This is a genomic window from Pseudomonas sp. B21-031 (assembly GCF_024748985.1).
Classification (GTDB): Bacteria; Pseudomonadota; Gammaproteobacteria; order Pseudomonadales; family Pseudomonadaceae; genus Aquipseudomonas; species Aquipseudomonas kermanshahensis.
The window spans coordinates 2,826,517-2,841,979 of record NZ_CP087181.1 but is presented as its reverse complement, the minus strand read 5'-3'; the positions used below and the strand labels follow the sequence as shown (position 1 = coordinate 2,841,979).

At 62.5% G+C, this 15,463-nt stretch carries 11 protein-coding genes; 6 read left to right on the top strand and 5 right to left on the bottom strand.

What is annotated here, in order from left to right; all coding sequences use genetic code 11:
• Positions 1-38: 38 nt before the first annotated feature.
• From LOY53_RS12590 to LOY53_RS12575, 4 genes are all read right to left on the bottom strand, one after another.
• Positions 39-2,888 (bottom strand): HD domain-containing phosphohydrolase, encoded by a 2,850-nt coding sequence (locus LOY53_RS12590; RefSeq protein ID WP_258704108.1) that lies wholly within the window; start codon positions 2,886-2,888, stop codon positions 39-41.
• 320 nt (positions 2,889-3,208) lie between these two features.
• Positions 3,209-3,826: a dTMP kinase gene (locus LOY53_RS12585; RefSeq protein WP_258704107.1), complete on the bottom strand. Its 618-nt coding sequence runs from the start codon at positions 3,824-3,826 to the stop codon at positions 3,209-3,211.
• Positions 3,827-3,840: 14 nt separating this feature from the next.
• Complete coding sequence (locus LOY53_RS12580; protein ID WP_252824073.1) at positions 3,841-4,263, bottom strand: hypothetical protein; 423 nt, start codon at positions 4,261-4,263, stop codon at positions 3,841-3,843.
• Positions 4,264-4,348: 85 nt separating this feature from the next.
• The gene (locus tag LOY53_RS12575) at positions 4,349-5,728 is read right to left on the bottom strand and encodes a PLP-dependent aminotransferase family protein (RefSeq protein ID WP_258704106.1); all 1,380 of its coding nucleotides are present in this window, start codon (positions 5,726-5,728) and stop codon (positions 4,349-4,351) included.
• A 138-nt stretch (positions 5,729-5,866) separates the two neighbouring features.
• Here LOY53_RS12575 and LOY53_RS12570 point away from each other — a divergent pair, with 138 nt between their 5' ends.
• From LOY53_RS12570 to LOY53_RS12550, 5 genes are all read left to right on the top strand, one after another.
• On the top strand, positions 5,867-7,153 hold the full coding sequence (locus LOY53_RS12570; protein ID WP_252824071.1) for a hydroxymethylglutaryl-CoA reductase, degradative: 1,287 nt from the start codon (positions 5,867-5,869) through the stop codon (positions 7,151-7,153).
• Positions 7,153-8,055, top strand: coding sequence for a hydroxymethylglutaryl-CoA lyase (locus LOY53_RS12565; RefSeq protein WP_252824070.1), 903 nt, complete (start codon positions 7,153-7,155; stop codon positions 8,053-8,055). Before LOY53_RS12570 ends, LOY53_RS12565 begins: the two co-directional genes overlap by 1 nt.
• Before the next feature lie 58 nt (positions 8,056-8,113).
• Positions 8,114-8,590: a hypothetical protein gene (locus LOY53_RS12560; RefSeq protein ID WP_258704105.1), complete on the top strand. Its 477-nt coding sequence runs from the start codon at positions 8,114-8,116 to the stop codon at positions 8,588-8,590.
• Positions 8,587-9,975: a tripartite tricarboxylate transporter permease gene (locus LOY53_RS12555; protein WP_099454212.1), complete on the top strand. Its 1,389-nt coding sequence runs from the start codon at positions 8,587-8,589 to the stop codon at positions 9,973-9,975. The genes LOY53_RS12560 and LOY53_RS12555 overlap by 4 nt, the downstream gene beginning before the upstream one ends.
• A gap of 331 nt (positions 9,976-10,306) precedes the next feature.
• The gene (locus LOY53_RS12550; RefSeq protein ID WP_258704104.1) at positions 10,307-11,683 is read left to right on the top strand and encodes an amino acid permease; all 1,377 of its coding nucleotides are present in this window, start codon (positions 10,307-10,309) and stop codon (positions 11,681-11,683) included.
• Between the two features lie 40 nt (positions 11,684-11,723).
• Here the strand turns inward: LOY53_RS12550 and LOY53_RS12545 are convergent, their stop codons facing one another.
• On the bottom strand, positions 11,724-12,668 hold the full coding sequence (locus LOY53_RS12545; RefSeq protein ID WP_258704103.1) for a GlxA family transcriptional regulator: 945 nt from the start codon (positions 12,666-12,668) through the stop codon (positions 11,724-11,726).
• A gap of 232 nt (positions 12,669-12,900) precedes the next feature.
• Between LOY53_RS12545 and LOY53_RS12540 the strand changes: the two genes are divergently transcribed.
• Positions 12,901-15,447 (top strand): HWE histidine kinase domain-containing protein, encoded by a 2,547-nt coding sequence (locus LOY53_RS12540; protein ID WP_258704102.1) that lies wholly within the window; start codon positions 12,901-12,903, stop codon positions 15,445-15,447.
• Positions 15,448-15,463 lie beyond the last annotated feature (16 nt).

Below are 15,463 nucleotides of genomic sequence, written 5' to 3'. Positions count from 1 at the left end.
TCTACAGTGCGCGTTAGCAATATCGGGCCAAAGCTCGCTTAGATCTGCCCTAGCCAATACCCTACATCCACCTCATCCATCTGCTCTGCCCGCAAGAACCGCTCGCCATATTCCCGATACACGCCACTGCTCAGGAACAAGCGCAGCAGTTCACTATCCACATGGTTGTCCCGCGCCATGAACACCAGAATCTTCACTGATTCGGACAGGGTTTTCGGCGCCTTGTACGGCCGATCCGCCGCCGTCAGTGCCTCGAAGATATCGGCGATCGCCATCACCCGCTCGGCGATGCCCAGGTCTGCCTTGCCCAACCGTCGCGGATACCCGCTGCCGTCCATTTTTTCATGATGATTGCCGGCGATATCGGGCACACGCCGCATCTGACGCGGAAACGGCAGCGAACTGAGCATGATGATGGTCTGCACGATGTGTTCGTTGATCTTGAAGCGCTCCTCGTCGTTCAGCGTGCCGCGGCGGATTGATAGGTTGTACAACTCGCCATGGTCGCTGGCATTGGCCGGCAGGCGCATGTCGAAACCCCAGACATTGCGCGGGTCGCCTTTGGCCACCGGTGGTTTGCGCGGCCCCCAGGGCACCCGGTGTTCGGTGCGGTCGGCCAGTAGCGGTTCGTCCACCGGCAGTTGCACAGGCGGCGCACCGGCAAAGCGCGCCTCTTCGTCGCGGGAGATGCCCAGGCGGTTGTCGAAATGGCGCTGCCAGCGCCGCTCGCCGATGCGGCGCAAACGCTCGACGTCTTCGTCCTGCATGCACTCGCCGCCAATATTGGCCTTGGCGACGAAGGCGAACGCCTCCTGCAGTTCGACCTTGCTCTGCTCAAGCGTACGTTGCAGCACCTGCTGATCCGCGCCGCTGGCCACGCCTTGCCAGTACACCAGCTCGGCGTCGCGCCAGAGCACCTCGAAGCGCATGCGTACCTCATGGATGCGGTTGTACAGGGTCTCCAGCTTGGTGGCCTTGTCCACCACATATTCGGGGCTGGTGACCTTGCCGCAGTCATGCAGCCAGGCCGCTACCCGAAATTCATAACGCTCGGCCTCGCTCATGGTGAAACCGGCGTAGGGGCCGCTGTCGGCCGCCACGGCCTTGTCCAAGAGCATCTGCGCCAGTTGCGGCACGCGTTCGCAGTGGCCTCCGGTGTAGGCACTCTTGGCATCGATGGCATCGGCCAGCAGCTTGATCATGGCGTCGAGCAGGCGCTGCTGGTCCTCGACCAGCTGACGGGTCTCGATCGCCACCGCAGCAGCGCCGGACAGTTCCTCGACAAAGCGTCGGAACGGTTCACCCATTCCAGCAAGCGCCTGCTCACTCGCCAGCTGCAGCACCAGGATGCCGAGCAACGCGTGACCACGATCATCGAGCACCACCGCGTGACCGCGGCCCTGTAGTGCCAGGGCCTGTGTCACGGCGTTCGCCAACTTATCAGGGGCGTGCTCGCCAATCGGCAACGCCTCCGGGTAGCCCTCGCCTCGGCAGGCGGCGGCCAGGCGCAACACGCCGCGCTCGGCATCGAACAGGTACACCGCGCCAGCACTGGCCCCGGCAGCATCCACCAGAGGGGTGAGCACCCCGTCGAGCATGTGTTCCAACTGGCTTTCACGGCTGAGCGTCAGGGTGATCGCCTGGAAGTTGCGGATGGTCCCGGACATGCGACTAAGCACCCGGCTCAACTCACGCACCTCGGTCACCTGCGACTCAACCCCCACCTCACGGCTGAAATCGAAGCTGGCCAGGCCACGCACCTGATCGGCCAGAAGGCGCAGCGGGCGGCCGATTCGCCGGCCCAGCAAGCCGCCGAGCGGCAGCAACACCCCCATCAGCACTGCGGCCCAGAGCAACTGCTCGACCAGCACCTTGCGTGCGTCGGCCAGCAGTTCGTGGGCCGGCACGGCAATCAGCACCTGCAAGTCTTGCCCGGCCAGGGTCGTCAGTTGCTCGAGCATGCCGTACCAGGTTTCACCGTCCACCTGGAACGCTTCAGGCTGGCTGCCCTGGGGCAAGTGCGCGTAGAGCTGTGCCAGGCTCGGGATGCCCAGCTCGGTGATACGGGACAGGCGCACGGCCTCCCCTTCATGCACGATGACCCGCGCCAGGTCCGGGTACGCCACCACACTGCCCTTCCCGTCTACCACGGCGATCTCGGTGCCTGCGGTCATGCGCATGTCGCGGGTTTCGCTGGCCAGGTCGTCGACCGAGACGTCCATGCCGACCACCGAGCCGCCGTCGACGCTGCGCTGGGCCATGGTCATGCCGATCTCGCGGGTGGTGAAGAACACGTAGGGGTGGGTAAAGACAGTGGTGGACTGCCCGGATGCTTCGACGAACCAGGGGCGTACGCGGGGATCATAGCGGTAATTCGGCTTGGCCTCGGACTTGAGTAGCGCCAGCGCCGGGTCGTAGAACCGCCACTCCCCCAGCAGCGTGCCGTCGTCGCCCTTGCTGACGCTCTGCACCAGAAACGCGGTTCCTGCCGGTGCGGCGTAACGCTGGAGCAGTTGCGGGTCCTTGAGCCTGCGCACCAGCAAGAACTCGCCATTGGGATAGCCCATATAAGCGGCGCTCAGCATCTTGTTCGCGTTGAGGCTTTCGACCAGTTGCGGCAGCCGCTCCAGGCGCTGCGCGAGGGTGCTGGCCGTCGGGTTGAAGGCCAGCAGGCGGATGCTGCTCTGCACGGGGTCGACCAAGCGCCGGGCGCGTTCATCGATGGTCTTGCCGAACTGCCGGGCAGTGTCGCCTGCGGCAGCCACCAGCGTCTGCTGGATACCGCGATAGCCCTGCCAGGCAAGCCCCGCGCCCAGCAGCGACATGCCCAGCACAATGGCCAACGCCACCAGCCATTGCAAGGAATAGCCGCGCCCTTTATTGCTCATGGCTGCGGCCCTCTGCCGCCCGAAGGCGCTGTAGCAATAAGCACAAGCCATAGGCCGCCTGGCTTCAGAGCAGCACGAGCGATCAACATGCAGCCCATCCCGGGTACTCCATGTGTGGCGATGCGAACAGTGTAATCAGCCAGGACGAACAGGCTGGCTGTAGAAGGGCAATGCGTGATTCACGGTTCGAGCATAGACCGTACCCGGCCGGGTAGCAGCATGGCCCTTAATACTGCCATCTAGGTTTGAAACCGGCAGCAGAGAGTACACTTGTACTCCGCCCATGGATTTCTTCACCCTCCTCGTGGATCAAGCAGCATTCACCGGCATCCCAACACCCTGTAAATCTCCGAAACCACCTGCATCGTCGCCTCTTCCACCGTCCCTTCATTCCGGCACAACACCCACCCCTGCTCCGCCACCGCCCGCTCGAATGCCTCGGTACTGGCCACCTGTTCCCCCAAGTTGAACATCACCGTGCTCCCCAACCCACGCGAGCGCGCCGCAGCCCTCGCCCATGAAACCTCAGGGTCGGTGACCACGCCGACATGCAGGTCTGGCACGCGCACGTTTCGCTCAATGTTCAACCGCAGAATCTCCGCAAACGGCACTGTCCGCCGAAACGCGGCATCAGAGGGGTACCAGCGATCGATCAGGATGATGCTGCCCGGCGGCTGCTTGGGCAGCACATGCTGTGAAATCCAGCTTCGGCTATCGGCCAAGCGCTCACAAACCCCCAACTCCAGCTCCCGGCAGGGGTTTCTGGCGAGTTGGTTGACCAAGGCCATGGTTTTACCCCTGTTGGGGTCGTTATTGCGCTCGCTAAGCCGGATTACCTTGTTGTTGCCTGCCCTCAGCACTTGGGTAATGGCCTCCAGCAAGGTGGTCTTGCCGGTGCCTTTGGGCCCATCCAGAGAAACGAACAGCGGACGATTCATACGGCAGGTATCACTCACATAAGACAATAGAACTCGCTCACCTCTGCAACCTTCTGCCCTTGGGCATCGTATAACCGCGCTTCCGGCGTCAAGGCCATTGAGCGCGCCTCCAGCACGTAGCGCTGGCCCGCCTTGAAGTGCAAGTAGTTGAGGGTCAGGTAGCATTCGCGAACGGTGCTGCCCCCCATCATGCTCATGCCTGAGCCACCGCTGGCCTCGAAGTCGAAACGGACAATCAGCTCATGGCTGCCAGGGCTGACCTGGAAAAAGCGACCGTCGCGCAGGCGCTGATTGTCGAGACGCTCGGCCATCAGCACCCTGTCGTTGGGGAACGGCACCGAGAAATCGACCCAGGCCATCTGCGGGTTGGCAGCCGGCATGGGCGCCTGGCACCCCGCAATCGCTGTGATAGCGAGCAACAGCATGAATCTGCGCATGATGAAGGCCTCCTGCACAGGTAAACCCTTGATAACCAGTTTACGGCAATACGCGCTACGCCGTTGGCTGCGCTGACAGGGCACCCTAGCCTGCCTCACGCCCCAACACCGCCTTGAGCAACGCATCATTCAAATAGGCCACGTTCAAGCGCGTCCAAGGGTTAACCCGCGCCTGCTCCGGCGCAAAGATATGCCCCGGGGCAATCATGAAGCCCTTGGGCAGTAATTGCCGGGTCAACTCCCTGGCGTCGTCGACATGGGCAAACCTGGCCCACAGGTACAGGCTTTGCTCGGGCCGCGCGAATACCTCGGCGCCGATCCCGTCGAGCATCTGTAAGCCTGCGCTGGTAGCGGCTTTCAAGCGCTCTTGAAGGCGGATCACGTGGCGCAGGAAGTGCCCTTCGGTGAGGATGACGTCAACAGTGCGCTCGCACAGCTCGGAGGTGCTGGTGTGCAGCAGCATCTTCAGGTCGCCCAGTTCATCGATCACCTCTTTGCTGCCGGCGATAAAGCCTACTCTCAAGGCCGCAGACACCGACTTGGAGAAGCTGCCGACATACAGTGAGCGCTGCAATTGGTCCAGTGCCGACACCTTGATCGCCGCAGCCGGTTTGAAATCGGCCATCGCATCATCGTCCACCAGCAGGAAGTTGTGTTCTTCAGCCAGTTGCACCAACCGATGCGCCTTGCTGGGGGAAATATCAGACCCCGTCGGGTTGTGGCCGACAGACTGGATGAAGAACAGCTTGGGTTTATGCAGGCGCAGGTGCTGTTCCAGCACCTCGATATCCGGCCCATCCTGCAGCCGAGGTACCGAGAGCATGCGTGCGCCTTGCAGCTGCAACTTGCCAAACAGCGGGTAGTAGCCAGGGTCTTCCACCAGCACGCTGTCGCCTGGGGCGATGAAGCGGCGAATGATCAGGTCCAGCGCGTGGTTGGCGCCGTGGGTGGTGACGATTTGCCTGGGGCTGGCGGTGATTGCATAGCTGGCCAGCTTTTGCACCAGGTGTTGACGCAAGCTGGCGTTGCCCAGGCGGTTGCCATAACGAAACAGCGTGGTGACGCCGGTGCGCATGATTTGCCGGGTGAACTTGTCCAGGCGCATGTCCATCAACCACTCCACCGGCGGGAAGCCCTCGCCCAATGGCGAATGGCCAGGCTCGCGGACGAACTGCTGACGCATTAGCCAAATGGTGTCCATCGCCCGGGTGTAGGGCAGTGGCTCCTCTGGCTCGTTGCTGCGTGGCGCGCCCTGCTTGACGAAAAAACCTTGCCCGTGGCGCGCTTCGACCAGGCCTTGCGAGGCCAGCGACTCATAGGCATTGATCACGGTGTTTTTCGAATGGCCGAACAAACGCATGCACTCGCGCAGGGACGGCAGGCGTTCGCCAATGCAATACGTGCCGTTGCCGATCTGCTCGGCCAAGGATGCTGCCAGTTGCTCTGCGAGTGTCTGCCGCGCCATCGCCAGGTGTCCCGAATGCCTTGTCTGAACAAAGGGTACAGCTTAGGTACTGTCTGGCCAAACTGTACCTTCTTTCACCAGACAGATCGGACTACGGTGGCGCCAACTCACAACAATAACTGCAAGAGACTCCTCCCCATGAGCATCGACTCCCGCCTGCCCATGTTCCGCGCCATGTCACCCGCTGAACGCCTCAGCCACTTGCAGGACGCACTCGAACTGCCCCAGGCAGACGTCGCCCTGCTGCGTGACGCCGGCGCTTTGCCGTTGGCCATCGCCGACGGCATGATCGAGAACGTGATCGGCACCTTCGAGCTGCCCTACGCCGTGGCCAGCAACTTCCAGATCAACGGCCGCGACGTGGTCGTGCCGTTGGTGGTGGAGGAGCCTTCGGTGGTCGCTGCGGCGTCCTTCATGGCCAAGCTGGCACGCGAGGCCGGCGGCTTCAAGACGTCGAGTTCGCTGCCATTGATGCGTGCCCAGGTACAGATCGTCGAGGTCGCCGACCCCTTCAACGCACGCTTGAGCCTGTTGCGCCACAAAGACGAAATCATCGAACTGGCCAACCGCAAGGACCAGCTGCTCAACAGCCTAGGGGGCGGTTGCCGTGACATTGAGGTGCATACTTTCGCCCAGAGCCCGCGCGGGCCGATGCTGGTGGCCCACCTGATCGTCGACGTACGCGATGCCATGGGCGCCAACACGGTCAACACCATGGCCGAGGCCGTGGCGCCCTTGCTGGAAGAAATTACCGGCGGCAAGGTCCGCCTGCGTATCCTCTCCAACCTGGCCGACCTGCGCCTGGCCCGCGCGCAGGTGCGTATTGCCCCAGAACTGCTAAGCACTGGCGTCTACACAGGTGAAGCGGTCATCGAAGGCATCCTCGATGCCTACAACTTTGCCGTGGTTGACCCGTACCGCGCCGCCACCCACAACAAGGGCATCATGAATGGCATCGACCCGTTGATCGTCGCCACCGGCAATGACTGGCGTGCGGTCGAGGCCGGTGCCCATGCCTATGCGTGCCGCAATGGGCACTACGGTTCGCTGACCACCTGGGAGAAGGACAGCCAGGGCCATCTGGTCGGCACCCTGGAGATGCCCATGCCGGTCGGCCTGGTTGGCGGCGCCACCAAGACGCACCCCCTGGCGCAGCTGTCACTGCGCATCCTGGGGGTTAAAACCGCACAGGAGCTGGCCGAAATCGCAGTTGCCGTCGGCCTTGCACAAAACCTCGGCGCGCTACGGGCACTGTCGACCGAAGGCATCCAGCGCGGCCATATGGCCTTGCACGCGCGCAACATTGCGCTGTCGGCGGGTGCCCGCGGCGACGAGCTGAACTGGCTGGTCAAGCAGATGGTCGAGGCGCGCGATGTGCGTGCTGACAAAGCCGCAGAACTGCTCAAGCACAAGCGGGCGCAGTAATGGAGGCGGTACGGCTGGTAGAGGTGGGCGCGCGGGACGGCCTGCAGAATGAACGGCTGACGCTTTCGCCGCAGATTCGCGTGCAGCTGCTGCTGCGGTTGGCCGACGCCGGGCTGCAAACCTTGGAGGCCGGGGCCTTTGTCTCGCCTCGCTGGGTGCCGCAGATGGCCGGCTCCGATGAAGTGTTCAAGGCGTTGCCGGTGCGCCCAGGTGTGGCCTGGACGGCGCTGGTGCCCAACCTCAAAGGGCTGGAAGCGGCCATAGCGGCGGGCTGTCGCGAGGTCGCCGTGTTTGCGGCGGCTTCCGAGGCATTCTCACAGCGCAACCTCAACTGCTCGATAGATCAGAGCCTGCGCCAATACCAGCAGGTCTTGGTGCGCGCTCGAGAGGCCGGTGTTAGCGTGCGCGGTTATGTTTCATGCGTCATGGGCTGCCCGTTCAGCGGCCCGGTCAAGCCGCAGGCCGTGGCCGCGGTCAGCGCCTCGCTGTTCGGCATGGGCTGTTACGAGATCAGCCTGGGCGACACCATCGGCGCGGGTACACCGGCGGCCACTCGGGCACTGATCCAGGCCTGCCGCCAGGTCGTACCTGTGAGCGCACTGGCCGGGCACTTCCATGACACCTATGGCATGGCAATCGCCAATATCCATACCGCGTTGGAGGCGGGTGTGCGGGTGTTCGACAGCTCGGTGGGCGGCCTGGGTGGTTGCCCGTATTCGCCAGGTGCCACCGGCAATGTCGCCACCGAGGACCTGCTGTACCTGCTCGATGGCCTGGGCGTGCGCCATGGTGTCGACCTGGACGCGGTGATCGAAGCAGGTGAGTTCATCGGTGCCCAGCTTGGCCGGCCAACGGCCTCCAGGGTAGCGCGCGCCCTGCTCGCCCAGCGCACAATGGCTTAAACGTCCTCTCTTCACGTTCATAACAATAAAAGCCCGCAAGGGCAGTGGGAGATTCTTCATGAAGTCCGAACTGTACGAAGTCTGGGGCGACACCGTAGACGGTCGCCACCTGGTCTACGCCATCGCCATTGGCGCCGTGGTCAGCCTCGGCGCGTTCTTTGTCGCGCAACAGTTGCTGGTGGGTTGGGTGGCGTCGGCGCAAATGGCACGGGCCTACGCAATGCTGGTCGGCATTGTCGGCTGCCTGGTCGGTGGCGGCATCAGTGCCGCGCTGTTCAAGCCCAAGCGCAATGTCGTCGAGCACTTGGCCGACCCTGCCTGGCGGGCCAAGATCCTGGTCGAATTGCAGAACGAGTTCGGCCCGCTGGGCAGTCTCGCCGACCTGCCTGCAACGACCCTTGCAGAGCTGAAGGAAATGGACCTGTACGACCTGTTCGCCGAGTACGAAAAAGGCCTGCCTGCGCTGCAGAACGACCCGAGCGCCCCCGCTGCAGCGCCTGTACATGCCGCCCCTGCCCACGGAGGCCGGCCATGATCGCCTTGGTGATGGATCAGTTCCTCATAGCCCTGGGCATGGGCATCCTCGGTGCGGTGATCTTTGCCGGCATCGGTCTGATTTCCGGCAGCGACGAAACCACTACCCTCGCCCCCTTGACCTTGCTGGTGGTGCTGCTGGGCGTGCCGGCGGCCGGTGTGCTGACGTTTTTCCTAGCCGGTGCCGTGGCCAAGCACATGACTCACGCGGTACCGACCGCGCTGCTGGGCATTCCCGGCGACACCATGGCAACGCCACTGATGCGCGAAGCCAACTTCCTGCGCAACCTTGGCGTGCCGCACATTGCCCTGCGCAAGATGATTTCCGGGGCTGTGATCGCAGCGTTGATCGCAGTACCAATGGCAGTGCTGTTCGCCGTGATGCTGGCGCCGTTCGGCGACATGATCAAACAGGCCGCGCCTTGGGTCTTCCTGCTGGCGGCAGTGGCCATCGCCTGGTTCTCCAAGGGCCGCCTGGCAGCGGTGCTGACCTTGATCCCGTTCGTCATGGTGATTGTCGGCCTGCAAAGCCTGACCGCGCAGTACGGCGTCAAGCTCAGCGTCAGTTACTTCCTCGGCATCGCTATCGGCCCGTTGATTGCGGCGCTGTTCTGCCTGCTCGCGCCCGCCGAACGCGCCAGCATGCGCCGCCAGCAGGTGCGCACGTTCTCGTTGTCGCCCGATGTGAAGCGCTGGGGCGGGTTCTTCCCCAACCCGCTGCGCGTGCTGGACAGCAAGCAAACCCTGTGGACGGCGATCACAGCTGTTGTCTCCAGTGCCACATTCGTGTTCAGCCCGGTGGCGATGACCGTGATCATGGGCGAGGCCGTCGGTTCACGGGTCAAGCACGTCTACCATCGCCTGACCACGGTCATCACCGCGCGCAACGGCGTCACCGAATCGACTTACCTGGCCGAAGCCTTGATTCCGCTGATCGCCTTCGGCCTGCCGCTGAGCCCGGTCGCTGCCGGCCCTGCCGCACCGCTGTTCAACGCCCCGCCACGCTTCAGCGTCGATGCCGCAAGCGGTGAGGTGAACAACCTGCATTCGCTGCTCAGTACCTGGGAGTTTCTGGGCTACGGCATGTTGGCGGTGGTGGTCGCGATCCTGATCGCCTACCCCTTCACCATGAATTACGCGCACCGAGCTGCTGCCTATGTGTCGCGCAAGATCAGCCACGAAGCGGTGATCGCGACCTTTGTCGGCCTGATCCTGGTGATTGGTATCTGGGAAGGCGGCCTGTTGGGGTTGCTGGTGATTGTCACCATTGGCCTGCTGGGTGGTTTTCTCTCACGCTTTCTCGGTTTCAACATCGGCGTGCAGTTCATGGGTTACTACACCGCGGTGTTGACCGTACCGGCGATGATTGCCCTGTTGGGGGTATAAGATCGAGCGCCGCCCGCGCGGCGCTCGATCTACGCACCATTTCCCCAACCCATTTCACCCAATTCCCCAACCAACAAATCACACCCAATCCTGCCCATCATTGCGCCCATAGGAAAAAAACGCAGGATGTTGTGCGCAGAATTCGCTTGAGATGCACGGCCGCTTTGCCCATGGTGGCCAGCCTGACAGCTATTGCCTGAATAAAAGGCTGCAGGGCGTGGACGCAGGCGCACGACGATGCCTGTGGCTGGGGCGACAATGTCGGCAGTGGCAAACCTTGCACTGCAGCATCATTGCCGACGCCTCCCAGATAATAAGAGAGGACAAGGAAATGCAATCCAACAGTCTGAAGCAAAGCCTGAAACAACGGCACATCACCATGATTGCGTTGGGCGGGGTGATCGGCGCGGGGCTGTTCATGGGGTCGGGCAAGTTGATTGCCTCGGCAGGGCCTGCCGCGATCCTGTCGTATTTCATCGGCGGCATTGTGGTCACCCTGGTGATGTTCATGCTCGGCGAGATGGCCTGCCGCAACCCGGATGCAGGCTCGTTTTCAACCTATGCCAACAGCTACCTCGGCGAATGGGCAGGGTTTACCGTCGGCTGGCTGTACTGGCTAAAGTCGATGCTGACCATCACCTTGGAGGCGGTGCTGCTGGGCGCCATCCTCAACGATTTTCTGCCTTGGCTGCCCATCTGGGCCGGCGCGTTCATCATGCTGGTGACATTGATGGCGAGCAACGCCTACTCGGTCAAATCCTTCGCCGAAGTGGAGTACTGGCTGGCGGCGATGAAGGTCGCCACGATTCTGATCTTCATGGTGCTGGGGCTCTCGATTCTGCTCGGCCTGCACAGCAACATCCCTTCCCCTGGCTGGGTCAACCTGACCGCGCACGATGGCTTCATGCCCAATGGCCTGTCACCGGTCATGGCGGGTGTGGTGGTGGTGATCTTCTCGCTGGGCGGGAGTGAGATCGCTGCCGTTGCCGCCGGTGAATCAGAGAACCCACGCAAGAACGTCATCCGGGCCATCAAGAGCGTCATTCTGCGGGTGATGCTGTTTTATGTCGGTTCGGTGTCGATCCTGATCCTCTGCCTGCCGTGGACAGACACAGAGAACCTGGCGTCCCCGTATGTGTCGTTGTTCAGCCTGGCCGGGTTCAGTGGCGCCGCAGTGGCCATGAAGATCGTGTTGTTCATCTCGTTCATGTCGGTGATGAACTCCTTCATGTTCTCCAACTCGCGCATGCTGTTCTCGCTGAGCCAGCGAGGGCATGCGCCGAAGCTGTTCTCCCGCACCACGTCCAAAGGGGTACCGCTCAATGCGCTGCTGCTGAGCCTGAGCATCTGCCTGTTGATCCTGACCGTGCACTTTGTCAGCGGCGGCGACCTGTTCATGACCCTGGCCAAGAGCAGCGGCACGTTCGTAATGATCGTGTGGATCTTCATCATCGTCGCCCACTTCGCCATGCGCTGGAAAACCCGGCATGAAGCGGTCGACCCTACGGCGTTCCGGGCGTGGTTCTTCCCTTACGCCAACATCGTTGCGCTGTTCGCACTGCTGGCGGTGATTATCACCCAAGCGTTCGACCCGGCTTCGCGGTTCCAGTTCTGGTTCACCTCGGTGACCTCACTGGTTGTGCTGGGGGCGTACTGGGTGATGCGTAATCGGCTGGCGGGGAAGACAATTGGCTATGTAGGTAGCTGATGGCCAGCCTGATTCCAGCCCATAGGGCTGGAATCAGGCCCTATACAAGCCGCCGTGCATCCCTGCGCACGGCCTGCGGCGGCACGCCAAACCCGCGCATGAACACCTCACGCATATGGCGGCGATCCCTGAACCCCGTTTCCCTGGCCACCGTATCCAGGCTGTGGCGGCTTTGCTCGATCATCAACCGGGCGGCCTCCAGGCGCAGGCTTTCCACTGCCTTGGCCGGTGATTGTCCCGTCTCCGCAGTAAACACACGGGTGAATTGCCGGGGGCTCAGGTGCACCACATCCGCCAGTTCCTCAACACTGAGCGGGCGGTTAAGGTGCTTGCGCGCGTAGTCCAGCGCGCTCTGGATGCGGTCTGACTTGGGCGCCAGCGACAACAACTCCGAATGCTGCGACTGGCCGCCAGAGCGGCGTTGATGCATCACCAGCTTGTGCGCAATAGAACGGGCAAGCTCAGCCCCCAAGTCCTTTTCCACCATCGCCAGCGCCATGTCCAACGCCGCGGTCATCCCCGCCGAGGTCCACACAGGGCCGTCAACGATGAAGATACGGTCGTCCTCGACCGTGATTCGCGGGTGCATGCGCTGCAGGGCTTTGGCGTAGGCCCAGTGCGTAGTGGCGCGACGCCCCTCCAGTACACCCGCTTGGGCGAGCACGAATGTACCGGTGCACAACCCAGCAGCGCGACGCGCGCCGTCGACAAATCCCCGTACGCTTTTCAGCACGTCGTCAGAGGGCGGCGTCAACGGGGTGAGTGTTCCGGTGACCATCCAGCTGTCAGCAAGGCCCGGCGCCCCCAAGGGCAACGTATCGATGTGCATCCCTAAAGAAGAGCGCACAGTCCCCCCGCCGATTGAGTAGTTCTGAATCCTGTAGACCTCTTCGCCCGCCACAAGGTTGGCGAACTCGAACACGGTCTGCGTTGCCAGGGACATGACCTGGAAGCCCTCCGTGATCAGATAGCCGACTCGATGCATTGCTGTGCTCCATAACGTCATGTCCTGAATCAGCACTCTATGCGTTATTCAAGCCGTGGGCAATCTGACGCGAAAACCCCGCCCTGCGCTGGCGCTCTGGCGCCCCTGATGACGAAGCGTAACGCGCCCGCTAGAATCAAACGCTGAATGTGACCGTAAACACTTCGTTTGCCTGAAACTGTTCGGCGGTCATGCAGGCAGCCGGTGTCTGGTAAACCGGCAGGGGCCGCCTATGACTTTGCAACCTCCCGTCAATCTGACCAACTGCGATCGCGAACCCATCCAGATTCCGGGCAGCATCCAGCCGCACGGTTGCCTGTTGGCCTGCAATGCGTCGGCAAGCGTGGTCCTGCGGCACTCCGCCAATACCCCAGGCATGCTGGGCGTTGCCGGGGACATCAACGGTCAACGCCTCGAAGCAATTATCGGCACCGAGGCTGCGCATACCCTTCGCAACGCACTGGCACGGGTCAAAGAGGGCACTCGCCCGGCACTGTCGTTTGCCGTGAGCCTGCCGTCCGGTCATGCGTTCGATATTGCCGCGCATATTTTCAAAGGCACCGCCATCCTTGAGTTCGAGCCCTTCGGCGCAAGCACCGCCGAGCCGATGGAACTGGTCCGCACCGTCATCGCCCAACTGCGCGAGATCGACCGCTCCGATAAGCTGTTCGCCGACACCGCCCGACGTGTGCGAGCACTGCTGGGTTACGACCGGGTGATGATCTACCAGCTTGGCGTTGACGGCGCTGGCAAGGTGATTGCCGAGGCCAAGCGCAGCGGCCTGGAAAGCTTTTTGGGGCAGTACTTCCCCGCGTCCGACATTCCGCAGCAGGCGCGCGCCCTGTACTTGCGCAATCCGGTCCGCATCATTTCCGATGTCCAGTTCAAGACCGTGCCCATCACCCCGGTGCTGGACCTGTCTGGTGAACCGCTCGACCTGTCCTACGCGCACCTGCGCAGCGTCTCGCCCATTCACTGTGAATACCTGGGCAATATGGGCGTGGGCGCCTCCATGTCCATTTCGATCATCGTCGACGGCGCGCTCTGGGGGCTGATTGCCTGCCACCATTACGCACCCCGCACGCTGTCCATGGGCCAACGCGTGGCGGCAGAAATGTTCGGCGAATTTTTCTCGCTGCATATCCAGACCCTGCGCGCCAAGCAAAGCCTGGAGGCCGCCGCCTACGCACGCGAAGTGCTCGACAATCTGCTGCGTGACGCACACCGCACCGCTGACTTCGAAGAGCTGCTGCGTGCTCGCATGACGGACTTCAAGGCGCTCATCCCCTGCGACGGCATTGGCATGTCGCTGCAAGGCCGCTGGACCGCTGAGGCACTGACACCGCCAAACGTGGCGTTGCCCAGCTTGTTGAGGTTCGCCGAAGGTGTCGCCGAGGGCCGTACCTGGGCGTCGAACTGCCTCTCGATGGCGCACCCGCCTGCCCAGGATTACGCCGTCGACGTTTCGGGCGTGTTGGTCATTCCGATGTCACAGCAGCCCCGGGATTACCTGATGCTGTTTCGCAAAGAGGTGATCGAGACCCTGGATTGGGCCGGCGACCCTAACAAGACCTACGACAGCGGCCCGTTAGGTGAACGCCTGACGCCACGCAAGAGCTTCGCGGTGTGGAAACAGACCGTTCACCACCACTCACAGCCTTGGTCCGAGCAAGACCGCCAGTTTGGCGAGGCCATCCGCGCCGCGATAGTCGAGGTGGTGCTGCATAACAGTGAGCTCATGGCCGACGAGCGCTCCAAGGCAGACGTCCGCCAACGGATGCTCAACGAAGAGCTCAACCACCGGGTGAAGAACATTCTTTCGCTGATCGGTGCGCTGGTGGCCCACCCCACCGCCGAAAACCAGACCCTCAACAGCTACGTGGCAACGCTCAAAGGCCGCATTCAGGCGCTTTCCCTGGCGCATGACCAGGTCGTGCGAGGTGATGGCGGTGGGCGTTTCTCCACACTTCTGGAAGCCGAACTGTCGCCCTACCGCACCTCGGCCGATGTCATCGAGCTGAACGGCCCCAGCCTGCTGCTTGATGCCCGCGCCTACTCGGTGCTGGCCTTGGTGCTCCATGAACTGGCGACCAACGCCGCCAAGTATGGCGCGCTGTCTCGGGCAGGTGGCAAGCTGGCCGTGAGTTGGCAGGTCGATGTGAGTGGGGCGTGCGACATCACGTGGCGCGAAAGCGGTGGGCCAACGGTCCGCCCACCCAGCCGAAGTGGTTTCGGTTCGGTGCTGATCGAACGCAGCATCCCCTTCGACCTCGGCGGCACCAGCACGCTCGAATACAGGCCAGAAGGGCTGCAGGGGTATTTCAAGATCCCCGCCAAACACCTGTCCCAGGTCGAAACGGTCGATGCCGTTGCGCCAATGGCGCCACCGGCTGCGCCGCATGTCAGCGGCTCGGACCTGGTCAAATCCTGCGTGCTGATTCTCGAGGACCAGCTGGTCATTGCAGTAGGCCTCGAACAGATTCTGGCCGATGCGCTGGTCGAAGACGTGATTACCGCAAGCTCCGAAGCCGAGACGATGAAGCTGCTCGCCAGTCGCAGGCCGGATGTCGCGGTGCTGGATATCAACCTGGGGACGGGCACGTCGATTGCCGTCGCCGAAGAACTCACACGCAAAAACATCCCGTTCCTGTTCGCCACCGGCTATGGCGACAGCATTAGCATTCCTGCGCATTTGAAGCACGTCCCTGTTGTGCGCAAGCCCTACGATGCCCTGACGATTCTGTCGAACCTGGAAAGCCTGATCGACAGCGGGCAGTAGGCAGCGGGAGCACACG